General features: G+C 63.8%; 20 protein-coding genes. 11 read left to right on the top strand and 9 right to left on the bottom strand.

The features are described 5' to 3' along the window. Positions 1-190: 190 nt before the first annotated feature. From FNB15_RS14035 to FNB15_RS14065, 7 genes are all read right to left on the bottom strand, one after another. A complete protein-coding gene (locus tag FNB15_RS14035; RefSeq protein ID WP_144069302.1) occupies positions 191-1,384 on the bottom strand; it encodes an ABC transporter substrate-binding protein in 1,194 nt (397 codons plus the stop codon). 423 nt (positions 1,385-1,807) lie between these two features. Further along, on the bottom strand, positions 1,808-3,472 hold the full coding sequence (locus FNB15_RS14040; RefSeq protein WP_144069303.1) for an AMP-binding protein: 1,665 nt from the start codon (positions 3,470-3,472) through the stop codon (positions 1,808-1,810). Next, a complete protein-coding gene (locus FNB15_RS14045; RefSeq protein ID WP_144069304.1) occupies positions 3,459-4,937 on the bottom strand; it encodes an NADH:flavin oxidoreductase in 1,479 nt (492 codons plus the stop codon). The genes FNB15_RS14040 and FNB15_RS14045 overlap by 14 nt, the downstream gene beginning before the upstream one ends. Next, entirely contained in the window at positions 4,934-6,121 is a 1,188-nt protein-coding gene (locus FNB15_RS14050) for an acyl-CoA dehydrogenase family protein (RefSeq protein WP_144069305.1), read from the bottom strand. Before FNB15_RS14050 ends, FNB15_RS14045 begins: the two co-directional genes overlap by 4 nt. A 1-nt stretch (position 6,122) precedes the next feature. Next, entirely contained in the window at positions 6,123-6,950 is an 828-nt protein-coding gene (locus tag FNB15_RS14055) for an enoyl-CoA hydratase family protein (RefSeq protein WP_144069306.1), read from the bottom strand. Continuing rightward, entirely contained in the window at positions 6,947-7,468 is a 522-nt protein-coding gene (locus FNB15_RS14060) for a MarR family winged helix-turn-helix transcriptional regulator (protein ID WP_144069307.1), read from the bottom strand. Before FNB15_RS14060 ends, FNB15_RS14055 begins: the two co-directional genes overlap by 4 nt. Further along, positions 7,465-8,268 (bottom strand): SDR family NAD(P)-dependent oxidoreductase, encoded by an 804-nt coding sequence (locus tag FNB15_RS14065; protein WP_144069308.1) that lies wholly within the window; start codon positions 8,266-8,268, stop codon positions 7,465-7,467. Before FNB15_RS14065 ends, FNB15_RS14060 begins: the two co-directional genes overlap by 4 nt. A gap of 225 nt (positions 8,269-8,493) precedes the next feature. On the opposite strand from FNB15_RS14065, the gene FNB15_RS14070 reads away from it, so the two are divergent. Further along, positions 8,494-9,000, top strand: a complete 507-nt coding sequence (locus tag FNB15_RS14070) for a hypothetical protein (RefSeq protein WP_144069309.1) — start codon at positions 8,494-8,496, stop codon at positions 8,998-9,000. Between the two features lie 27 nt (positions 9,001-9,027). Here FNB15_RS14070 and FNB15_RS14075 read toward each other — a convergent pair whose 3' ends face one another. Both FNB15_RS14075 and FNB15_RS14080 read right to left on the bottom strand, forming a co-directional pair. Then, positions 9,028-9,270 (bottom strand): Lrp/AsnC ligand binding domain-containing protein, encoded by a 243-nt coding sequence (locus tag FNB15_RS14075; protein ID WP_144069310.1) that lies wholly within the window; start codon positions 9,268-9,270, stop codon positions 9,028-9,030. An 83-nt stretch (positions 9,271-9,353) separates the two neighbouring features. After that, positions 9,354-10,994, bottom strand: a complete 1,641-nt coding sequence (locus tag FNB15_RS14080; RefSeq protein WP_342777559.1) for a DEAD/DEAH box helicase — start codon at positions 10,992-10,994, stop codon at positions 9,354-9,356. Between the two features lie 198 nt (positions 10,995-11,192). On the opposite strand from FNB15_RS14080, the gene FNB15_RS14085 reads away from it, so the two are divergent. From FNB15_RS14085 to FNB15_RS14130, 10 genes are all read left to right on the top strand, one after another. Then, on the top strand, positions 11,193-12,362 hold the full coding sequence (locus FNB15_RS14085; RefSeq protein WP_144069312.1) for a M20 aminoacylase family protein: 1,170 nt from the start codon (positions 11,193-11,195) through the stop codon (positions 12,360-12,362). Between the two features lie 19 nt (positions 12,363-12,381). After that, complete coding sequence (locus FNB15_RS14090) at positions 12,382-13,206, top strand: MBL fold metallo-hydrolase (protein WP_144069313.1); 825 nt, start codon at positions 12,382-12,384, stop codon at positions 13,204-13,206. Positions 13,207-13,221: 15 nt separating this feature from the next. Further along, positions 13,222-13,782, top strand: coding sequence for a histidine phosphatase family protein (locus FNB15_RS14095; RefSeq protein WP_144069314.1), 561 nt, complete (start codon positions 13,222-13,224; stop codon positions 13,780-13,782). A 141-nt stretch (positions 13,783-13,923) separates the two neighbouring features. Continuing rightward, positions 13,924-14,382 (top strand): MarR family winged helix-turn-helix transcriptional regulator, encoded by a 459-nt coding sequence (locus FNB15_RS14100; RefSeq protein ID WP_246068693.1) that lies wholly within the window; start codon positions 13,924-13,926, stop codon positions 14,380-14,382. A gap of 172 nt (positions 14,383-14,554) precedes the next feature. Continuing rightward, positions 14,555-15,412 carry an FAD binding domain-containing protein gene (locus FNB15_RS14105; protein ID WP_144069315.1) on the top strand — a complete coding sequence of 286 codons (858 nt, stop codon included), beginning with the start codon at positions 14,555-14,557 and terminating at the stop codon, positions 15,410-15,412. A 3-nt stretch (positions 15,413-15,415) separates the two neighbouring features. Then, complete coding sequence (locus FNB15_RS14110; RefSeq protein ID WP_144069316.1) at positions 15,416-18,142, top strand: molybdopterin-dependent oxidoreductase; 2,727 nt, start codon at positions 15,416-15,418, stop codon at positions 18,140-18,142. A gap of 14 nt (positions 18,143-18,156) precedes the next feature. Further along, entirely contained in the window at positions 18,157-19,662 is a 1,506-nt protein-coding gene (locus FNB15_RS14115; protein ID WP_144069317.1) for a 6-hydroxynicotinate reductase, read from the top strand. Further along, a complete protein-coding gene (locus tag FNB15_RS14120) occupies positions 19,659-20,534 on the top strand; it encodes a UPF0280 family protein (RefSeq protein ID WP_144069318.1) in 876 nt (291 codons plus the stop codon). The genes FNB15_RS14115 and FNB15_RS14120 overlap by 4 nt, the downstream gene beginning before the upstream one ends. A 5-nt stretch (positions 20,535-20,539) precedes the next feature. Beyond that, entirely contained in the window at positions 20,540-21,124 is a 585-nt protein-coding gene (locus FNB15_RS14125; protein WP_144069319.1) for an amino acid synthesis family protein, read from the top strand. A 73-nt stretch (positions 21,125-21,197) separates the two neighbouring features. Then, on the top strand, positions 21,198-22,403 hold the full coding sequence (locus tag FNB15_RS14130; protein ID WP_144069320.1) for an ABC transporter substrate-binding protein: 1,206 nt from the start codon (positions 21,198-21,200) through the stop codon (positions 22,401-22,403). The last annotated feature ends 27 nt before the right edge of the window (positions 22,404-22,430 follow it).

Consider the following 22,430-nt stretch of genomic DNA (forward strand, 5'->3'; position numbering starts at 1 on the left):
CATCTGCACGGCGCATCGGATGATGCCCCGCAATACGCAGTTTCTTATGCAAGCCCTTGGGAGTCCCCCGTTGAGATATTTTAAGCATGAAATACTTAGCGAGGCAATCGAAGTGTGACGCGTTCAGCCCAGATATGGATGGGGCGCCAGCCGCAGCCGGCGCCCCGCCATTTGATCGGTCAAATGCCGATTATTTCATCGCGCACTTGGACGCATACGGGTCAACCAGGTCCTTGTAGACCGTGCTGACCGTGCGGATGTCGTACTCGGTGTCCGACACCTTGTAGACTTCCTGCTGATACACGTTGTGGATCGGGAAGTGGTTGTTGCCGAACTTCATCGGGCCGCGCACCGAGTCGAACTTGGCGGCCTTCAGAGCGGTACGCACCGCGTCCTTGTCCTTCATGTTGCCCTTGGTGGCGATCACGGCCGAGTTGATCAGGTTGATCGTGTCGTACGACTGCGCGCCATAGAAAGACGGCGTGTCCTTATGCTTCTTCTTGAACTCGCCGACGAACTTCTGGTTGGCGGCATACGGCAGATCCGGCGCCCACCACAGCGTCTGGTAGGTGTCCAGCGTCAGGTCTTTCTGCAGCTTCAGCGTGATCGCGTCGACGGTGAAGGTCGTGTAGAGCGGGACGTCCTTCTTCAGGCCAGCCTGGCTGTACTGCTGGAAGAACTGCACGCCGGCGCGGCCCGGGAAGAACACGAAGACGGCGCCCGGCTTGGCGGCGCGGATCTTCGAGATTTCCGCCGAGAAGTCGAGCTGGTCAGGCCACTTGGTCATGTCCTGGCCGACGACCTGGCCCTTGAAGGTGGACTTCACGCCGTTGGCCATGTCCTGGCCGGCAGCGTAATTCGGCGCCACGATGTAGAGCGACTTGATGCCCTTCTGGTTCAGCAGTTCGCCGGCGGCCATGGTGTTCTGGTCGTTCTGCCACGACGCCGCGAAGAAGTAGGGATTGCACTGTTCGCCAGCGAGCGGCGAGGGACCGGCATTGGCGCTGATCAGGAAGGTCTTGTCGTCGGTGACCGTCTTGTAGGAGGCGAGCAACACGTTCGACCAGATGTAGCCGGCAACGAAGTCGACCTTGTCGCGCTGCATCAGCTTTTCGGTCTTCTGCTTGCCGACTTCAGGCTTCTGCTCGTCGTCTTCGTAGATCACCTCGATCGGGATGCCACCCATCTTCTTGCCGAGATGCTCGACCGCCAGTTCGACGGAATTCTTCATGTCCACGCCGATCGCGGCATTCGGGCCCGACAGGGTGGTGACGAAGCCGATCTTGATCTTCTTGTTCGCCTGGGCGGCGGCATCGCCGGCCACGAAGGGCACAGACGCGAGCGCCAGTGCGCTGGTCAGGCTGAGCAACGTCGAAAATTTCATGGATGGTCTCCTCTCCCTGCACGGTGCCGGACTGCTCCGGCCCACTGCTTCTCCTGTTATGGCCCCTGCCGCCGCCCTGAAGGAGACGGCGCATGCCCCGGTACGCAACTGTACTCTACGCCTGCACGATACGTCCAAACCGACCTTCGCCTGATTGCAGCGGCGAGCGGTGTGACGGCGGATTTATGCTGCTGGTCAAAGGCCTTGCGGCCTGGCCCGGTCGCTGAAAAAGCGACTCTGCGGCATTTCCTCCGTTTCGTATCGAGTAGGTACTATAGTGCCGGTTCCGGACCCCGCAAGCATTATTATGCATGTCGGAGCTCGCTCTGGCGCAAGTTCCTGCCTCGCAACACCTTAGCCCTTCCCTCACGGCAGCCAATGGACGCAGGGGAGGGAAACTTGCACTTTTGCGCGCCTGGCTGATCAGCCCCGTTGCTCGTTCTCGGCCGCCTTCTTGCGCAACACGAAACGCTGCACCTTGCCGCTCTCGGTGCGCGGCAGCGCATCGATGAATTCGACCTGGCGCGGATATTTGTAAGGCGCGATCTCGGCTTTGACGAAGTCCTGCAGCGCCTTCACGGTGGCTGGCGTGTTCAGCGCCTTGTCGCGCAGCACCACATAGGCCTTCACCACCTGGCCGCGTTCGGAGCAGGGGGCGCTGACCACGGCGCAGTCCTGCACCTGCGGATGCAGCAGCAGCACGGATTCCACTTCGGGGCCGGAAATGTTGTAGCCGGCGGAGACGATCATGTCGTCGGCGCGCGCCTGGTACCAGTAGTAGCCGTCCTCGTCGCACATGTAGGCGTCGCCGGTGAAGTTCCAGCCGTTCTGCACATAGGCCTTCTGGCGTTCCGGGTTGTCGAGATAGCGGCAGCCGACCGGCCCGCGGATGGCGAGGCGGCCGACGGTGCCGGGCGGCACCGGCTTGCCGTCGGCATCGAAGATCGCGGCCTCGTAGCCGGGGATCGGCTTGCCGGTGGCGCCGGGGCGGATACCGTCGCCTTCAGACGTGATGAAGATATGCAGGATCTCGGTGCCGCCCAGGCCGTCGATCAGTTTCACGCCCGAGACCTTGTGCCAGCCCTCATAGGTCGCGAGCGGCAGGGTCTCGCCGGCCGAGACGCCTTTCTTCAGCGAGGAGATGTCGTAGTCCTTCGCCATGTCGATCATCGCGCGATACGCGGTCGGCGCGGTGAACAGCACCGTCACCTTCTTGGCCTGGATCGTCTCCAGCATCTTCTGCGGATTGTACTGTTCGACCAGCACCGTGCTCGCGCCGACATGCATCGGGAATGTGACCAGCGCGCCGAGACCGAAGGTGAAGGCGAGCGGCGGCGAACCGGTGAAGACATCGTCCTTGGTCGGCCGCAGCACATAGCGGTTGAAGGTGTCGCAGATCGCCAGCACGTCGCGATGGAAATGCATGCAGCCCTTGGCCGGGCCGGTGGTGCCTGACGTAAAGGCGATCAGGCAGACATCGTCCCAGGCCGTATCCAGGGTATCGAATGTCGCCGGCTTGGTGGCCATGCGGGCTTCGAGCGAGTCCTCGATGCCTTCGCCATAGAAGTAACTGACGCGCTGAAGGTGCTTCGACTCTTTCAGGGTCGTTTCCATCTCGTCGCGCAGGCGCCAGTCGCAGATCGCCAGTTCGATCTCGGCCTTCTCGGTCATGAAGGTGAGTTCGCGCCAGCGGTACAGCGGCATGGTGGCAACTGCGATGGCGCCGACCTTCATCACCGCGAACCAGCAGGCGACATACATCGGATTGTTGGGTGAGCGCAGCATCACGCGGTTGCCCGGTTTGATGCCGTAATCCTGCACCAGGACATGCGCGATGCGGTTGGCGGTCTCCAGCAGCTTGCTGTAAGTCCAGACCTCGTCGTTGTAATGGATCACCGGCCGGTCGCCGTGAATGGCAGCCTGCTTGTCGAGCAGTTCGCGGGCGCAGTTCATGCGCTTCGGATAGGCTTTCAGCTCGGGCAGCGTGTCCCAGAGCATGACCGGCCACTGCTCCTGTGGCGGCAGATGGTCGCGGGCGAAAGTGTCGGTGTGGGCGGACGGCTCGAAAACGTGATCAGTGCGGGACATGACGAACCTCAGAGGACGACGACGCAGGTTCGGCGAACGGCAAGGGCATTTCGATACGCACCGCATCTGACGGCGGTGTTGCACGGCCGGCGGCATCATGGCCGCGGACGTAATAGGTGTAGCGCAGGCCGCCCAGCACCACCTTGTCGGCATGCTTGGTCGACTTCACCGCTTCGGTGACATGGGCATCGCCGTCATCCTCTGCGCGGTAAACATTGTAGCCGGCGATCTCGGTGCTGCCGGCCACGGCCTTGTTCCAGGCCAGTTTGACCTGGCCCTTTTCGACAGTGGCGGTGAGCCCGGCGCCGGCCTCGGGCCAGCGCGGCGCATCGCCGTCGGTGACATCGGCGGGTGCCTGGCTGAGGCCCTTGGGCCAGAGGAAGCAGGTCACTTCCTTGAACTTCTCATCCAGCTGCTTGCAGACGTTGCAGTAGATGCAGCGCACGATCTGGCCGCTGCGCTGGTCTTCCACCTTCTTGACCCAGTCGGGATCGGCCAGCAGCTGGCGCGCCATGCCGATCATGTCGGCCTGACCGCTCTGCAGCAGCTGCTCGGCATCCAGCGGATCGCTGATCTTGCCGACCGAGATCACCGGCACGGTATAGCCCTTGGTATTGATATACTGCTTGATGGCCGCCGCCATATGGGCGTGCGGCAGGGGCGGATACCAGTCGCCCGGCATGCAGCGGTCGCCGGAATAGCCCGTGTAAGGGTAGAGCGGCTGGCCCTCGCGATGCACGGCATCCTCAAACTTGCCGCCGACCGAGAGCGAGATGTAGTCCACGCCGAGCTGCGCCATGCGCAGCGCGATCAGCTTGGCGTCCTCGACCGTATAGCCTTCCTTGATCGCCTCTTCGGCGAGGAAACGCACGCCGACGGTCCAGTCATGGCCGACATGCTTGCGCACGCTCTGCATGACGCGGCCGAACATGGTGAGGCGGCCTTCCAGCGTGCGGCCATCGTAGCCGTCGCGGCGCGGATTGCGGCGCGACAGGAAGGACGACAGCGTATAGGCATGCGCCGAGTGCAACTCGACGCCATCATAGCCGGCCGCGCGGACACGCGCCGCGGCCTGGCCGAATTCCTCGATGATGCGTTCGATATCTTCTTCCGACAGGCTGTCGATGGTCTGCCGCCAGCCCGAGCGCGCCACTTTCAGGAAATGGATGATCTGCGGCACGACCTTGCTGTCGGAGGTGTCATGCACCTGGCGGGTCAGTTCGCGATGGCCGGGAATGAATTCGTCGTCTGAGATGCGCAGCAGCGGCCCGGACTTGTTGGAATGGACGGCGGTGGCCTCGACCACGATCAGCCCGACATGGCCTTGCGCATAGCGCACATAGCGGTCGATGATCGGCTGATTGACGAAGCCGTCCTCGCCTGACAGCCGCGTCACCATCGCCGGCACCGCGATGCGGTTCGGCAGGATCACGCCATTGAGCTTGAGCGGTTCGAGGATTTTCATACCTGCCCCTTTTGCTCCGCTGCATAAGCTGCATAGGTCTGGCCGGCGATCACCAGTTTGTTGACCTCGGTGGTGCCTTCATAGATTCGCAGCGCACGCACTTCGCGATAGAGGCTCTCCACCATCACGCCACGGGTGACGCCAAGGCCGCCCCAGAGCTGCACGGCGGCATCGATCACACGCTGGGCCGCTTCGGTGGCATACATCTTGGCCATCGAGGCTTCGCGTGTCACACGCGCCGCGCCCTGGTCCTTGGTCCAGGCGGCGCGATAGATCAGCAGGGCCGAGGCGTCGATCTCGGTCGCCATGTCGGCGATCTTGGCCTGGGTCAGCTGGTAATCGGCGAGCTTCTGGTCGAACACCTTTCGCTCATGCACGCGCTTCAGCGCTTCATCCAGCGCGCGCCTTGCAAAGCCGAGCGCGGCAGCACCAACGGTGGAGCGGAAGACATCGAGATTGCTCATGGCGATCTTGAAGCCTTCGCCGGGCTGGCCGATCAGGTTGCCGGCCGGAATGAGGCAATCCCTGAATTCCAGTTTGCCCAGCGGATGCGGCGCGATCACATCGATGCGTTCGGCCACGCGGAAGCCCGGCGTACCGGCTTCGACCACGAAGATCGCAAGCCCCTTCGCGCCCGGTGCATCGCCGAGGCGGGCGACAACGGTATACTGGTCGGCGATGCCGCCATTCGAGATCCAGGTCTTCACGCCATTCAGGCGATAGCCCTGACCGTCCGGGACAGCCACGGTGCTGACGGCGCCGACATCGGACCCGGCATCGGGCTCGGACATGGCAAGAGCCGCAATCCGCGTGCCTTCGGCCACGCCGGGCAGCCAGCGCTTTTTCTGCTCCGGAGTACCGAACAGGCTGATCGGGCCGGAGCCGAGCCCCTGCATCACGAAGGAGAAGTCGGCCAAACCATGGTGGTAGGCAAGGATTTCTCGGGCGAGCGCGAGTGAGCGCACGTCCAGCCTGTCATACTTACCGCCGCCATCCTTCGGCACGGTGAGGCCAAGGAAGCCGGCCGCGCCCAGCCGCGCGACGAAGCCGCGGCAGACCGCGTCGACATCTTCGCTCTCGTCATGGTGGCTGGCGTATTTCTTCGCCCAGATTTCCAGTTCAGCGGCGAGCGCGCGATGGCGTTCCTCGAAAAACGGCCAGCCGAGATAGCTTTTGTCCGCCATCTCAGTTGCCCTCGAAGACGGGTTTCTGCTTGGCGACAAAGGCGTGGTAGGCGCGGGCGAAATCCTGCGTCTGCATGCAGATCGCCTGCGCCTGCGCCTCGGCCTCGATGGCGGCATCCAGATCCATAGACCACTCCTGGTGCAGGCAGGTCTTGGTGATGCCATGCGCAAACGTCGGCCCGTCGGAGAGTTCCTTGGCGAGTGCCTGCGCATCGCCGAGCACCTGCTCAGGCGCAACAAGCCGGTTGTAGAAGCCCCAGCGTTCGCCTTCCTCGGCGCTCATGCTGCGGCCGGTATAAAGCAGTTCGGCGGCCCGACCCGAGCCAATGATGCGCGGCAGGATGTTGCAGGCGCCCATATCGGCGCCGGCGAGGCCGACGCGCACGAACAGGAAAGCCGTCCTGGTGCGCGGCGTGCCGATACGCAGATCAGACGCCATGGCGAGGATCGCGCCAGCACCGGCGCAGATGCCGTCGACGGCGGCAATCACCGGCTGCGGGCAATGCTGGATCGCTTTCACCAGATCGCCGGTCATGCGGGTGAAAGCGAGCAACCCGGCCATATCGCCGGCCTCTTTCATCTTCACCAGCGGCCCGATGATCTCATGCACATCGCCGCCGGAGCAGAAATTGCCGCCTTCGCCGGTGATCACGACGGTTTTCACGTCCTCGACATAATTCAGCGCGCGGAAGGTATCGCGCAGCTCGGCGTAGGATTCGAAGGTAAGGGGATTCTTGCGCTCGGGGCGATTGAGCGTGACGGTCGCGACCTTGCCCTCGACCGACCAGCCGAAATGCTTCGGTTTGAAATCCTTCGCGAACTTGCTCACTTCGTCTCTCCCTGGTCCGCGTCGACGGCGTTCTGGTGCACCGACTGCTTCAGTTTTCCCAGCAGCTGAAACAGCTGCTGCATGTCCTGGCGGCTCAAGCCTGCCATCATCCGGTCGACCCAGCCTTCATGCACCGGCGTCATGGCGTCGAAGGCCTTCTTGCCGGCCGGGGTCAGGCTGATATGGCTGGAGCGGCGGTCGCGCTGCGACGGCGTGCGCTTGACCAGGCCTTCCTCGACCAGACGGTCGGCCAGACCGGTGATATTGCCGTTCGACACCATCATGCGCGCCGAAAGTTCGCTCATCGTCAGCCCATCGGGCGCGCGGTCGAGTTGTGCCATCAGGTCAAAGCGCGGCAGCGTCGTATCGAACTGCAGGCGCAGCGCGCCGCGCACATTCTGTTCGATCAGGCTGGAACAGGTGAGCAGCCGCAGCCACAGCCGCAGTTCCAGCTTGTCGTCGCGGTGCGTCGAGGTTTCGCGGTCATTCGCCGGTGCAGGCTGGCGCACTTCACTCATGACATTACTTCTCCCCCGGCAATAGCGATGGCCTGGCCGGTGATCGAGGCCGCGTTGGCGCCGGCGAGCCACAGCACGGCATCGGCCACTTCCTCGGGCTGGATCAGGCGCCCCTGCGGGTTGCCCTTGGCCAGTTCGGCGCGGGCGTCTTCGGCCGAGCGTCCGGTTTTCTTCACGATGGTCTCGATGGTGCCAGCCGTCATGTCGGTATCGACATAGCCGGGGCAAACCGCATTCACGGTGATACCGGCCGTGGCGTATTCGCGCGCCAGCGCCCTGGTCAGGCCGACCACGCCATGCTTGGCCGCGACATAGGCGGCGACATAGGCATAGCCGGTCAGGCCGGCGGTGGAGGCGACATTGATGATGCGCCCCTGTTTGCGCGGCAGCATGTCGTCGATGGCGGCGCGGGTGACGTGGAACACGCTGGAGAGATTGACGGCCAGCATCTGGTTCCAGTGCTCGGCGGTCATCTTCGCAAAGGGCTGGCTGACGCCGGTACCCGCATTGTTGACCAGGATATCGACCGGACCATGCGCGGCGACGGCGTGGCGCACCATGGCGGTGGCGGCGTCTGCATCACTGAGGTCGGCGGAAAAGGCGGTGTGGTCCGGTCCGCCCAGCGAGTTCAGCGTTGCGCGCCGCTGTTCCAGCAGGGCGGCATCGCGGCCGGCGAGGCTGAGGCGCGCGCCGCGCGCGGCGAAAGCCTGCGCAATCGCCCAGCCGATACCGCGGCTGGCGCCGGTCACCAGCACATGCCGGTTGGCGAAATCGCCTGTGGAGGCCCGGCTGGCTGTCATGGATCCCCTGGACTGCTGGTTCACGAACGCTCCTTTGCCCTGGAAGCGTGGCCCACGATAATTGTTTTAAGTATAAAATAAATTCCGGGTCGCGACAAGATGGAGTCTCGTCATTCGATCATGACGGGCACGGCGCACGAGTGCGGGACAACGCAAAGGCGACTTGCCCGGGCATTTATGGTAAACAAAAGACTTACCGATTCGCCGGGGGGATGACGCGCGCTGATGACCTTTGTAAGCCAAGGATATGGCCCGTTTACGAGGGTTCTCGTGCTCGCGGTGGCGTTGATGGGCCTGGCGGGGTGCTCCTCCGTTTGGAACAGCAGCGCCAACCAGACGTCAGACCAGAACAAGGCCGGCAGCGGCCCGCCGACGCAGATCGCCGGTGTGGCGCTTCCCGAAGGCTATTCGCTCGATGCCAACCGCACCATCGTGCTGGGCGAGGGCGATCGCTGGATCGGCCGCCTGTCCTACAGCGTCAATTCGTCATCGGATGCGATGTTCGATTTCGTGCGCCGGGAAATGGCCAATTACGGCTGGACCGAAGTGGCTGTCGTGCGCGCTGAAACCAGCCAGCTGACCTTTTTGTCGTCTGGTGGCGACCGTGTCGCCTCGGTGCTGATCACCCGTTCGACGCTGTATGGCTCGAAGGTCGATATGACCGTGGCGCCCTCGACCGGCAGCACCATCGGTTCGGCACCGCGCCAGGTCGCGCCGCGGCCCGCGCGCTGAAGACTGGCCGCGCCGATCAGTCGTTTATTAGTTGAAGGCCTTGAAGGTGATCATCGTGAAGGTGTCCTTCACGCCGGTGATGGTCTGCAGCTTGTTGACCACGAAATGGCCGATGTCCTGCCCGTCGGGCAGGTAGCATTTCATCATCAGGTCATACTGGCCGGAAATGGAATGCACTTCAGAGACCTGCTCGACCTCTTCCACGGCCTTCACCGCCACGTCATAGGCGTGGCCGAGTTCGCATTTCATCATCACGAAAATCGTCTGCATCGCCGGCTCCGTTGGCATTCCTTTGGCGGACTGTAAACGACGTGGCCGGGCGCAGCCAAGGCTTCAGCAGACTTAACGAGCCTTTAGGAGGCGCGGCGGCTCGGACGCAGCATGAACTCGGGGACGTGATCGCCCATGCCGATCACCGGCGGCTCGCGATCCTCGCGATGGTCGCGACGACCCCCACGATCATTGCGGTCCCGATCACTGCGGTCGCGGGTTTCATTGCGCTCGCGACGGGCTTCGCGCGGCTGCTCAGACTGTTCGGGGCGGTCCTGACGCGGGCGATCCTGAGCCGGACGATCCTGCGACGGGCGATCGCGGCGTGACCGGTCGCGGCGCGGCTTGCGCTCTTCGCGGCTGACGGCTTCAACCACCGGCTGCTCGGCCGGGCTCTGCTCGGCGACAACCGGAGCAATTGTCGTGGCATCCGCCAGGACGGCCGCCGTCGGCTCCATCGATGCATCGCTGGCGCGCGGTTCACGGCTGCGATTCTGCGCACGGGTACGATCGCCATCGCGATCTCGACCACGGCCGCCTCGGCCACGACCGCGGCCTTCCTTGCGATCACCGCGTTCGGCACGCTCATCGGCGGCGGTCGCGGCGGCATCGCCCTCTTCATGGGCAAAGCCCTGCAGTTCCATCACCGGGATGTCGCGCTGGATCAGGCGGGTGATCTGCGAGAGATACTTGCCATCCTCGCCGGCCACCAGCGTGAAGGCGCGGCCGGTCATGCCGGCGCGGCCGGTGCGGCCGATGCGATGCACGTAATCTTCCGGATGGGTCGGCACGTCGAAATTGAACACATGCGTCAGGCCCTGAACGTCCAGGCCGCGCGCGGCGACGTCGGAGGCGACCAGGATGCCGATCTCGTTCCGCTTGAACTTCTCCAGCGTCGCCGTGCGCGCCGACTGGTCCATGTCGCCATGCAGGGCGGCGGCATCGAAGCCGTGGCGGATCAGCGATTTCGCCAGGATATCCACGTCGCGCTTACGATTGCAGAAGATGATGGCGTTCTTGACGTCTTCATTGCGGATCAGGGTGCGCAGCGCTTCACGCTTCAGGCGCTGCGAGACCTGGATCTGGAACTGGGCGATGGATTCCGCCGTCGTCGCCTGGCGGGCAACCTCGATTTCCTTCGGGTTGCTGAGGAACTTGTCGGCCAGCTTGCGCATGTCGGCCGCCATGGTGGCCGAGAAGAACAGTGTCTGGCGCAGCGGCGGCAGCATTTTGCCGATCCGCTCAATATCGGGCATGAAGCCCATGTCCAGCATGCGGTCGGCTTCGTCGATGACGAAGATCTGCACACCGGTCAGCATGACCTTGCCGCGCTCGAAATGGTCGATCAGGCGGCCAGGAGTGGCGATCAGCACGTCAACGCCGCGATCCAGCAGCTTTTCCTGTTCCGTGTAGTTCACGCCACCAATCAGCAGCGCCATCGAAAGCGGGGAATTCTTGCCGTATTTGTCGAAGCTCTGTGCGACCTGGTCGGCCAGTTCGCGGGTGGGCTCCAGGATCAGGGCGCGCGGCATGCGGGCGCGGGCGCGGCCACCAGCCAGGATGTCGATCAGCGGCAGGGTGAAGCCAGCGGTCTTGCCGGTGCCGGTCTGAGCCGTGCCGAGCACGTCTCGGCCCATCAGCACGATGGGGATGGCCTGTGCCTGGATCGGGGTAGGCGTGGTATAACCGGCATCGGAGACGGCCTTGAGGACCGGCTCGCTCAAGCCCAAACTTTCAAAATCCATGGATTTCCGCGTTCTTAGAACAGCCGGCGCAATATGCCCGGCGTCCGCGGCCGGACAAGACCACATGCATTCCCTTGAGTCAATGCCCCCTTCTGCAGGTGGTAAGAGCAAAATCAATCGGTTATCGTCGCATTTCTGCCTTTTTACCCTGCTGTATCCGTAGTCGGAGCGCCCCAGATGAAACTGATCCCGGAGATCGTCGCCAATAAGTCCCTGCTGACCGAGTGGCGGCATGATCTGCATATGCATCCCGAAACCGCGTTCGAGGAGCATCGCACTTCCGAGTTCGTCGCCAAGACGCTCGAATCCTTCGGCATGCCGGTGCATCGCGGCCTGGCCAAGACCGGCGTCGTCGGCACGCTGAAGGCAGGCAAGGGCAACCGCGCCATCGGCCTGCGCGCCGACATGGATGCGCTCGACCTGATCGAGATGAACGAGTTCGGCCACAAGTCGAAGCACGAAGGCAAGATGCATGGCTGCGGCCATGACGGCCACACCATCATGCTGCTAGGCGCGGCGCAGTATCTGGCCAAGTCGAAGAATTTCGACGGCACCGTGCATTTCATCTTCCAGCCGGCCGAGGAGAATGTCGCCGGCGGCAAGGTGATGGTGGATGAAGGCCTCTTCACCAAATTCCCCTGCGAGTCCGTCTTCGGCATGCACAACATGCCCGGCATCGATGTCGGCAAGTTCGCCGTGCGCACCGGCCCGATGATGGCTTCGGCCGACATGTTCTGGATCAAGATCAAGGGCGTGGGCGCGCATGGCGCCTATCCGCATCGCGGCGTCGATCCGGTGGTGATCGCCGCCGAGATGGTGCTGGCGCTGCAGAATATCGTCGCGCGCAACGTCGATCCGCTGCAATGCGCGGTGGTCAGCTGCTGCCAGATCCAGGGCGGCCATACCACCAACGTGATTCCGGAAGAGGTGATGATCGCCGGCACCACGCGCGCCTTCCTGCCGGAAGTGCAGGACCTGATCGAGGCGCGCATGAACCAGATCGTCACCGGCATCGCCGCCAGCCATGGCGCGACCGCGAAGCTGGACTACCAGCGCCGTTATCCGCCGACCATCAATACCGCCGATGAAACCGAAATGGCCGCCGCGGCTGCTGCTGCCGTGGTGGGCGGCACCAACGTGCTGCGCAATGTCAATCCCAGCATGGGTGCTGAGGACTTCGCCTGGATGCTGCGCGAGAAGCCGGGCAGCTATGTCTGGATCGGCAACGGCGCCGGCGAGGAAAGCTGCATGGTCCATAACCCGCGTTATGACTTCAACGACGACGTCCTGCCGATCGGCGCTTCCTACTGGTCGCGTCTGGTCGAGCAGACCCTGCCGGCCGGCTGACGCGAAAGGCGGATGCAGCATGAGCTTCAAGGTGAAGTTCTGGGGTGTCCGCGGCAGCATTGCCACGCCATCGCCACGTCATATCGGCTTTGGCGGCAATACGTCCTGCGTCGAGCTGAAGATCGGCAATCGCGTGGTGATTCTGGATGCTGGCACCGGCATCCGGAATCTCGGCCACTGGCTGCTGCGCCGTAACGCGATGAAGGGGGACCTGTTCCTCTCGCATACGCATTGGGATCACATCAACGGCTTCCCGTTCTTCTCGCCGGCGTTCAAGAAGGACCGGCATTTCACCATCCATGCCGGCCATCTCGCCGACAAGGGCGGCATCGCCAAGGTGCTGGCCTCGCAGATGGCGCAGCCTTTCTTCCCGGTACCGCTGGAAAAGATGGGCGCGCAGATGGATTCGGTGGATTTCCGTGCCGGCGACAGCTTCAGCCTGGGCGACAAGATCCGTGTGCGAACAGCGCCGCTCAATCATCCCGACGGCGCCACCGGCTATCGCTTCGAATACGGCGGCAAGGCCCTGTGCTATGTCACCGATACCGAGCATACGCCGGGCAAACCGGACCAGAATATCCTCGGCCTGATCGAGGGCGCCGACCTGGTGATCTACGACAGCACCTATACCGACAAGGAATTCGAGGCGCATGTCGGTTGGGGGCATTCCACCTGGCAGGAGGGCGTGCGCCTTTGTCAGGCGGCCGGCGCCAAGGCGCTTGCGATTTTCCACCATGATCCCGATCATGAGGACCAGTTCATGGAGGAGCTGGAAGCCGAAGCGCGCCAGCTCTGGTCCGGAGCCATGGTGGCGCGGGAAAACATGCGCGTGAATCTGCTCTAGGGGAGGGCGCGGGAAATGTCCCGGATATATCTGGTGCGCCATGCCAAGGCCGCGGCGCGGTTCGACGAGGATCCCGATCCGGGCCTGTCGGACGATGGCAAGGAAGCCGCTGTCGATCTGGCACTGGAGATCGAGAAGCTCGGCCCCATGCCGATCTACACCTCGCCGATGGAACGCGCGCGCGAAACCGCATTGCCGCTGGCCAACCGCTGGGGCCTTGTGCCGGAAGTGAGCGCCGCGTTTTCGGAAATCCCGACGCCACCCGAAATCGCCGAACAGGGCATCAAGGCGCGCGGCCCCTGGCTGCAGCAGGTTGCCGGCCAGCGTTACGGCACGCAGCCGCCGATCATCCGCGCTTGGCGCGAAGGCCTGATCGGCATGCTGAAATCCTGCCGCAGCGATACGGTGATCTTCACCCATTTCATGGTGATCAACGCGGCGATGAGCGCAGCGATGAACGATGACCGCATGGTAGTGATCCAGCCTGACTACTGTTCCTGCACCGTGGTCGAGACCACAATGCGCGGCCTGGCAGTGGTTTCGCGCGGCAAGGAAGCCTCCACCAAGGTTTTGTAGGTTCGGGTGTTTCGGGGGCAGCAGCGTATGCATTGTCGTCGCATAACCTCTGTATGCCTTCTTGCGGGAACCGCTTGGCCGGAGCCGGGCGGCCCGGTAGATTGGGCAAGCCTGACGGCCTGAGCAGCAAAAGAGCGGCGAATGAATGTGAAACCGGAGATCAAGGCTGAACCCAGCACCATGCCGGATGGCTATGTGCTGGAAGACCAGGTCGGCCATCTGATCCGCCGCGCGCATCAGCGCCACACAGCTTTGTTCGTCGCCATGATCGGCGACGAGCAGATCACCACCACGCAATACGCGGCACTGGTGAAGCTGTATCAGATGGGTGAGCTGTCGCAGAATCATCTCGGCCGCCTCACCGCGATGGATCCGGCCACCATCCAGGGCGTGATCCGTCGCCTCACGCTGCGCAAGTTGATCTCGCATCGCCCCGACAAGAATGACAAGCGCCGCCGCTGCCTCAGCCTCACCTCTGGCGGTCGCGATCTGGTCGGACGCCTGCTGGGCAATGGCCCAAAAGTGAGCAAGGCCACGCTCGACCCGCTCAGCCCGGCGGAACAGCAGCAGTTCGTCGCGCTGCTCAAGCGCCTGACCTGAGCCTTTTCGCGCACTGACACCACTCATATTGCGCTGCCGCATTCCTGCGCAGCGGATGCCTACATTTTGACGTTGACTCTTTTGGGTCAGCGACGCAGCATCATATGCGTACAAACGATATCGGCCTGCGGGGGTGGGCGTGGCGTTTGTGCCGACCGGAGGCCCCAATCCGATGGCGTCGTATCTGCGTCCCAGCAGTCTGGCCGAAGCGCTCGCGTCCCTGAGCGCCGCCAATCAGAACGCACCCGGCCCGGTCATCCTGGCCGGCGGTACCGATTTCTTTCCCGCCCGCGTCGGCCGTGCGGTCGACGACGACATCCTCGACCTCACCGGCATCGCCGATCTGCGCGGAATCACTGAGTCCGGCGATGGCTGGCGCATCGGCGCCACTACCACCTGGAGCGACGTGGCCAATGCCGATCTGCCGCCGTTTTTCGATGCGCTGCGCGCGGCAGCGCGCGTCGTCGGCGGCATGCAGATCCAGAATTCCGGCACGGTTGCCGGCAATCTCTGCAACGCCTCGCCGGCTGCCGACAGCGTGCCGCCGCTGCTGGCGATGCGCGCGCGAGTCGAACTCGCCTCCATCAAGGGCAAACGCGAACTCGGCTTGGGCGATTTCATCACCGGCAATCGCCGCACCACGCTCAAAGCCGGTGAACTGGTATCCGCCATTCTGATTCCGAAGCCGCGCAAAGAGGCGCACAGCGTCTTCCTGAAACTCGGCGCGCGCGAATACCTGGTGATCTCGATTGCCATGGTCGCCATCGTGCTGGAAGTCGAAAACAACGTGATTTCCGCCGCCAGCGTGGCAGTCGGCGCCTGTTCGGCGGTGGCGCAGCGCCTGCCATATCTGGAGGCCGAACTGATCGGCCGCCGGCTCAATTCCGCCCTGGCCAATCGCGTGGAAGCTGCGCAATTCGAGACCTTGCAGCCGATCGACGACATCCGCGCCAGTGCCACGTATCGCCGTGAGGCCGCCGTCGTTCTGGTGCGCCGGGCATTGACCCAACTCGGCAAGAAGGGAGCCTGAAGGATGCGGCTGATCGTCAACGGCAAACCGCACACGTATCAGGGCTCGCCGGCCAAACGCCTGAGCGACGTGTTGCGCGACGATCTCGGCCTGACCGGCACCAAGGTCGGCTGCAATGCCGGCGATTGCGGCGCCTGTACGGTGATGATCGATGGTCATCAGGTCTGCGCCTGTCTCACCGCCGTCGGCCAGGCCGCCGGCCGGCCGGTGGTCACGGTCGAAGGCCTGCAGGCGCATGGTACGCTCAGCCGCCTGCAGACGGCGTTCCTCAAGCATGGCGCGGCGCAATGCGGCATCTGCACGCCCGGCATGCTGATGGCCGCCACCGACCTGCTGGCCGAGGTCTCAAAACCCGACGAGCAGCAGGTGATGGATGCCATCGGCGGCGTGCTCTGTCGCTGCACCGGCTATCGCAAGATCGTCGAAGCCGTGCTGGATGCCACCCGTACGCCCGATCTGCCTGAAGTGCCCGAGGTTGGCGCAGCGGTCGGCGCGCGCAGCCTGAAGGTGGACGGCCTGCCGAAGGTGGAAGGTACCGAGAAATACGGCGCCGATTATATTCCGGCCGATGCGCTGTGGCTGCGCGTGGTCCGAAGCCCGCATGCCCGCGCCAGCTTCACGCTGGGCGATTTCTCCGAGGTGATGCGCAAATACGGCCTTGAGCGCGTGTTCACCGCCGCCGATGTGCCGCGCAACGGCTTTGCGATTTTCGACATGAAGGACCAGCCGGTGCTGGCCGACGGCATCGTGCGCTATCGCGGCGAGGCGGTGGTGGCGCTGCTCGGTCCGCGCGAGGCGGTTGAAGCCGTGAAGCCGGATGAGTTGCCGATCCAGTATGCGGCGGAAGAGGCCGTCAGCGGCGTGATCATGGCGGCAGCACCGGGCGCGAAGCTGGTGCAGGCCGACAAACCGGAAAACGTGCTGATCCGTGGCAATGTCGCCAAGGGCGATATCGCGACAGGTTTCGCGCAGGCCGCCGTCACCGCCGAAGGCCTGTTCCAGACCAGTTTTGTCGAACATGCCTATATCGAGCCCGAAGCTGGCTGGGGCGTGCGCATCGGTGACCGCATCGAAATCCATGCCTCGACCCAGGCGCCCTATATGGACCGCGACGAAGTGGCTGGCGTGATGCAGTTGCCGCCGGATCGCGTGCGCATCGTGCCGACCGCCTGCGGCGGCGGCTTTGGCGGCAAGCTGGATGTTTCCGTCCAGCCGCTGATCGCGCTGGCGGCCTGGCACAGCGACCGCCCGGTGGCGCTGGTCTATACGCGGCCCGAAAGCATGGCTTCCAGCACCAAGCGGCATCCGGCGCGCATCAAGGCGAAATTCGGCGCGGCCAATGACGGCAGGCTGGTGGCGGTCGAAACCGATGCCGATTTCGACACCGGCGCCTATGCCAGCTGGGGGCCGACCGTGGCCAACCGCGTGCCGGTGCATGCGAGTGGTCCCTATCATGTGCCGCATGTGCGCAATCGCAGCCGCGCGCTGTTCACCAACGCGCCGCCGTCCGGCGCGTTTCGCGGCTTCGGCGTGCCGCAGGCGGCGATCGCGCATGAAACCCTGATGGACGACCTGGCTGGCAAGCTGGGCATCGACCGGCTGGAGATGCGCTACATCAACGCTATCCGCGCCGGCGACCTCACCGCCACCAGCCAGAAGCTGGAACATTCCGCCGGTCTGGCCGAGTGCATCGCCGCGCTGCGACCGCAATGGCAGGCGCTGAATGCTGAAGTCGAAGCCTTCAATGCGCGGCGCAAGAGCCTGCGGCGCGGCATCGGCATCGGCTGCATGTGGTATGGGCTGGGTAATACCTCGATCTCCAATCCCTCCACCATGCGGATCGGCCTGCGCGGCGATGGCCGGGTGTTTTTCTACAACGGCGCCGTCGATATCGGGCAGGGCTCGAACACCATCTTCGTGCAGATCGTCGCGGATGCGCTCGGCGTGTCGATGGATCGCATCGACTATGTGATGGGCGATACCGACCGCACGGAGGATGCTGGCAAGACCTCGGCTTCGCGCCAGACCTTCGTCTCGGGCAAGGCGACGCAGCTTGCGGCGCAGGACCTGCGCGCGCAAATTCTGCGGCTGGCCAATGCGGGTGAGGACGCGAAACTCAATTTTGATGGCGCGATGCTCACTGTTGAAGATGGTGGCTCGGTGCGCCGTCTCGATCTCGCCACGCTGTCGCGACTGAATGACGATGGTGACGTTTTGCTCGGCTCGGGCCGCTTCGATCCGCCCACCACCATGCTGGACGCCAACGGCCAGGGCGTGCCTTACGCCACCTATGGTTTCGCCGCGCAGATGGCATTGGTTGAAGTCGATACGGAGCTTGGGACGGTCAAGGTGAAGAAGATCATCGCCGCGCATGACGTGGGCAAGGCGGTGAATCCGACCCAGGTGGAAGGCCAGATTCATGGCGGCATCGCGCAGGGCCTCGGCCTCGCGCTAATGGAGGAATACCTGCCGGGCCGCACCGAAAATCTACACGACTACCTGATCCCGACCGTAGGCGATGTACCCGAGATCGACGTGATCATGATCGAGGATGCCGAGCCGCTCGGTCCCTTCGGCGCCAAGGGCGTCGGCGAGCCGGGCCTGGTGCCGACTGCGCCGGCCATCCTCGGCGCGATCCGCCATGCCACCGGCGTGCGCGTCGCCGAAGTGCCGGTCTTGCCGCATCGCCTGCACGCTGCACTCAAGCAGCTGCCGCAGGCAGCCGAGTAGGGAGGAAGGCCAGCATGAGCCACGCCGTCGCCCCCGTTTCGCAAAATCCGGCCTCAAAAGACGATGTCGTCCGCTGCGATGCCTGCCCGGTGCTCTGTCGCATCCGGCCCGGCAAGGCCGGCGCCTGCGACCGCTATGCCAATGTCGAGGGCGTGCTGACCCGCGTCGATCCACTGGTGATCACCGAGCGCGCCGCCAGCGAAGGCAGTGTCGTGCCGTTTCTCTCTGGGAGTGAAGGCTGGAACGGCAGTGTGGCTGCGCCGCCGCCTGCAGCCAGCTTCGTCACCGGCATCGGCGCCGGCACAACCTATCCTGACTACAAGCCGGCGCCTTTCATCGTGTCGTCGCAGCATGACGGCGTCGATATGGTCACCGTCGTGACCGAGGGCATCTTCAGCTATTGCGGCGTGAAGGTGAAAATTGACACCGACCGCTATCTCGGCCCCGAACAGGCCGCCGTGCGCGTCAATGGCGAAGCCGTGGGTCATGTCACCACGGCCGAATACGGCTCGCAGATGCTGTCGCTCGGCGGCGTGCATCATCTCACCGGCGGCAGCAAGAAGGAAGGCAACGTCACCTGCGATACGCTGCTGGCGCTCTGTAACAAGCAGGCTGTCACCCTGCAGATCGATGGCGGTTCCGAACTGATCGTGCAGGCTGGCAAGCCACCGGTCGTCAACGGCACGCCAGAAGCGCGCATGCGTGTCGGCTGCGGTTCGGCCACCATCGGCATTTTTGCCAAGCAGTGGCTCGGCCATGCCGACGAGGTGATCGTGGTCGACGACCACATCACCGGCGTGCTGACCGAACACCAGGCCGGCCGTTTCCTCGATATGCCGCTCTCTGGAATCAGAGTGCGCGGCCGCAAGTCTACGCCGGGCCGCTATTTCCAGGTTGCTGATCCCGGCCTGGGCTGGGGCGGCACCAACATTTCCGATCCGCTTGAGATCGTCGAAAGCATCGATGCCAAGGCCGCCTGGCCCGGCATGAAGCTGCTGATGGTCTCGACCACCGGCGAGCATAGCGCCTGGTATGTGCTGGACGACCAGCTGAAGCCGCAGCCGGCCGAGATGCCGGCCCCGATCAGGGTGGTGGTGGATCGCATCGCCGAGAATTGCGAACCTTCGCTTTGCACCGTGCTGTTCATGGCTGGCGCGGGTGGCAGCCTGCGCGCTGGTGTCACGGAGAATCCCGTACGGCTGACCCTGTCGGTGAAAGATCGCCTGACCCGTGTCACCTCGGGCGGCGCACCGGTCTATGTCTGGCCCGGCGGCGGCATCACCTACATGGTGGATGTGGCCCGCATGCCGGATAACTCTTTCGGCTACGTGCCGACACCGGCGCTGGTCGCGCCCATCGAGTTCACCTTGCAGCGCGACGACTATGCCGCGCTCGGCGGTCATATGGATTATGTCGTGCAGCTGGAGGACGTGCTGCAGGCCGGCCGTCTGAGCAAGCTGGCGCAGCGTGCCGACAATCCCTGGCCGATCTCGCGGCCCACGGCGGAGGAGCAGCCATGACCGCAGCTTCCGCCAACTGGCTGCTTGGCCGCGACGGCATCTCGCGCCGCCTGCATCTGCAGCATGGCCCGATCGATCTGGTGATCGAGGCCTTCGGAGTCGATGCCGCGCGGGCCTATGAGCAGGCCGTGGCGCGTTTCCAGGATATTCTGTCCGTGCTGGTCGCCGAACTGGTCGAGTTGCGCCAGCCGCTCGGCGCGGCGCATCCGCTGTTCCGTGGCCCGGTGGCGCGACGCATGGCAGTGGCCTGCTGGCCGTATCGCGATGTGTTCATCACGCCGATGGCAGCCGTCGCCGGTTCGGTGGCCGATGAAATCCTCGCCGCCATGCTGGAGGACACGCAGCTGACCAGGGCTTACGTCAACAATGGTGGCGATATCGCCTTCCATGTCGCCCCGGGTGAATCCTTGCGTGCGGCTGTCGTCTGTAATCCGGATCTGCCGCATCTGGATGCCATCGCCATGCTGACCGCAGCGCAGCCGTCGCGTGGCATCGCGACATCGGGCTGGCGCGGACGGTCTTTCTCGCTTGGCATCGCCGATGCAGTCACCGTGCTGGCGGAAACTGCCGCGCAGGCCGATGCGGCTGCCACCATCATCGCCAATGCGGTGACTGTGGACCATGACGCGGTGGAGCGGCGCCCGGCACACGCATTGCGCGACGACAGCGACCTTGGTGCGATTCCCGTCACGGTTTCCGTAGGTACACTGCCGATTTTTGCGATCAACGAAGCCTTGTCGGCCGGTGTGGCGCGCGCGCAAGATTTGCGCCGCAGCGGCCTGATTCAGGCCGCGTTTTTGTCACTGCAGACCGAGAACAGGGTCGTCGGCGGCGAAATGCTGCTCGGCCATGACATGAAAGCGTTAGGGTAGGAACCATGAGCCTGGTGGAAGTGCGCAAGATCGTCTGCATCACCGAGGATACGTTCCACGATGGCGGCCCCGTCGCGACGAAACGCCCGGTGAAAGGCGTGATCGGTGCCTTCGTGAAGAATCCCTATGCCGGCAAGTATGTGCAGGACATCACGCCGATGATGGATGCGCTCAAGCCGCTTGGCCTTGAACTGACCAAACGCCTGGTCGCCGCGCTCGGCAACGATCCGAAGGCGATCGAGGCCTATGGCAAGGGCGCCCTGATCGGCGCCGGGGGCGAACTGGAGCATGGCGCGCTGTGGCATGTGCCGGGCGGTTATTCGATGCGCGAGATCCTTGGCAATGCCAAAGCGATCGTGCCATCGGCGACCAAGGTCGGCGGCCCGGGTGCGCGGATCGACATTCCGCTGCATCATGTGAACGCCGCCTATGTGCGCAGCCATTTCGACGCCATCGAATTCGGCGTGGCCGATGGGCCGCGCGACAACGAGATCGCCTTCATCCTGGCGATGAGCACCGGTGGGCGCGTACATGCCCGCGTCGGCGGCCTGCAGGTCCACGAGATCAAGGGCGAGGATGGGCAGCGGTAAAGCGTAAAACAAGAAAACGAGAGTTTGCGTTCGCGTTCACGGGAATCATGGGATCAACAGGAGGCAGACTAAAATGAATCGCAGAAGCTGGTTGAAACTGAGTGCCGCGTTCGGTGCGGCGATGTTCGCGATGTCGGGCGCCCAGGCGCAGGACACGATCAAGATCGGCGAAATGAATTCCTACAAGAATTTCGCCGCTTTCCTCGAGCCCTACAAGAAGGGCTGGGAACTGGCTGTCGAGCAGGTGAATGCCAGCGGCGGCCTACTGGGCAAGAAGCTGGAAATCGTCAGCCGCGACGACAACGGTAATCCGGGCGACGCCGTGCGCATCGCCGAGGAACTGGTGACGCGCGAGAAGGTCTCCTTCCTGATCGGCACCTTCCCGTCCAACGTGGGGCTGGCGGTCGCCAGCTTCGCCAAGGAGAAGAAGGTCCTCTTCATCGCTGCCGAACCGCTGACCGACAAGATCGTCTGGGACCAGGGCAACAAATACACCTTCCGTCTGCGCGCCTCGACCTATATGCAGACCGCCATGCTGGTGCCGGAAGCGGCCAAGCTGAAGAAGAAGCGCTGGGCCATCGTCTATCCGAACTATGAATACGGCCAGTCGGCCACCGCCGCCTTCAAGCAGCTGATCAAGGCGGCGCAGCCGGATGTCGAATTCGTCATCGAGCAGGCGCCGCCGCTCGGCAAGATCGAGGCCGGCGCCGTTGCCGACGCGATCGCTGCCGCCAAGCCGGATGCGATCTTCTCGTCGCTGTTCGGTGCCGATCTCGCCAAGTTCGTGCGTGAAGGCCAGACCCGTGACCTGTTCAAGGGCGTGGAGGTGTTCAACCTGCTCGCCGGCGAGCCGGAATATCTCGACCCGCTGAAGGATGAATCGCCGGTTGGCTGGTGGGTGACGGGCTATCCCTGGTACGCCATCACCACGCCGGAGCATAAGGCTTTCGCCGAAGCCTATCAGAAGCGGTTCAACGACTATCCGCGTCTGGGCTCGATTGTCGGCTATGCCACTGTGCAGTCTGCTGCGGCCGTGATCAAGAAGGCCGGTACGCTCGACACCGAGAAGCTGGTGACGGCGATGAAGGGCCTGACCCACTCCACGCCACTCGGCAACATCACCTATCGTCCGCAGGACAACCAGTCCACGATGGGTGCCTATGTCGGCAAGATCGGCCTGAAGGATGGCAAGGGCGTGATGACCGACTGGTACTACGCCGATGGCGCGAAGTTCCTGCCGTCGGATGCCGATGTCGCCAAGATGCGCCCTGCTGAGTAAGGCGACCGAGTAAAGCCTGACGCCATG

Origin of the sequence: Ferrovibrio terrae, from assembly GCF_007197755.1 — a bacterium.
GTDB classification, from domain to species: domain Bacteria; phylum Pseudomonadota; class Alphaproteobacteria; order Ferrovibrionales; family Ferrovibrionaceae; genus Ferrovibrio; species Ferrovibrio terrae.

Bases quoted from the DNA above. Each gene is read 5' to 3' on its own strand.
- FNB15_RS14115 (WP_144069317.1), top strand. From the start codon at position 18,157: ATGAGCCACGCCGTCGCCCCCGTTTCGCAAAATCCGGCCTCAAAAGAC.
- FNB15_RS14130 (WP_144069320.1), top strand. From the start codon at position 21,198: ATGAATCGCAGAAGCTGGTTGAAACTGAGTGCCGCGTTCGGTGCGGCG.
- FNB15_RS14090 (WP_144069313.1), top strand. From the start codon at position 12,382: ATGAGCTTCAAGGTGAAGTTCTGGGGTGTCCGCGGCAGCATTGCCACG.
- FNB15_RS14105 (WP_144069315.1), top strand. From the start codon at position 14,555: ATGGCGTCGTATCTGCGTCCCAGCAGTCTGGCCGAAGCGCTCGCGTCC.
- FNB15_RS14060 (WP_144069307.1), bottom strand. From the start codon at position 7,468: ATGAGTGAAGTGCGCCAGCCTGCACCGGCGAATGACCGCGAAACCTCG.
- FNB15_RS14065 (WP_144069308.1), bottom strand. From the start codon at position 8,268: ATGACAGCCAGCCGGGCCTCCACAGGCGATTTCGCCAACCGGCATGTG.
- FNB15_RS14125 (WP_144069319.1), top strand. From the start codon at position 20,540: ATGAGCCTGGTGGAAGTGCGCAAGATCGTCTGCATCACCGAGGATACG.
- FNB15_RS14070 (WP_144069309.1), top strand. From the start codon at position 8,494: ATGACCTTTGTAAGCCAAGGATATGGCCCGTTTACGAGGGTTCTCGTG.
- FNB15_RS14085 (WP_144069312.1), top strand. From the start codon at position 11,193: ATGAAACTGATCCCGGAGATCGTCGCCAATAAGTCCCTGCTGACCGAG.
- FNB15_RS14110 (WP_144069316.1), top strand. From the start codon at position 15,416: ATGCGGCTGATCGTCAACGGCAAACCGCACACGTATCAGGGCTCGCCG.
- FNB15_RS14075 (WP_144069310.1), bottom strand. From the start codon at position 9,270: ATGCAGACGATTTTCGTGATGATGAAATGCGAACTCGGCCACGCCTAT.
- FNB15_RS14120 (WP_144069318.1), top strand. From the start codon at position 19,659: ATGACCGCAGCTTCCGCCAACTGGCTGCTTGGCCGCGACGGCATCTCG.
- FNB15_RS14045 (WP_144069304.1), bottom strand. From the start codon at position 4,937: ATGAAAATCCTCGAACCGCTCAAGCTCAATGGCGTGATCCTGCCGAAC.
- FNB15_RS14040 (WP_144069303.1), bottom strand. From the start codon at position 3,472: ATGTCCCGCACTGATCACGTTTTCGAGCCGTCCGCCCACACCGACACT.
- FNB15_RS14100 (WP_246068693.1), top strand. From the start codon at position 13,924: ATGAATGTGAAACCGGAGATCAAGGCTGAACCCAGCACCATGCCGGAT.
- FNB15_RS14035 (WP_144069302.1), bottom strand. From the start codon at position 1,384: ATGAAATTTTCGACGTTGCTCAGCCTGACCAGCGCACTGGCGCTCGCG.
- FNB15_RS14095 (WP_144069314.1), top strand. From the start codon at position 13,222: ATGTCCCGGATATATCTGGTGCGCCATGCCAAGGCCGCGGCGCGGTTC.
- FNB15_RS14050 (WP_144069305.1), bottom strand. From the start codon at position 6,121: ATGGCGGACAAAAGCTATCTCGGCTGGCCGTTTTTCGAGGAACGCCAT.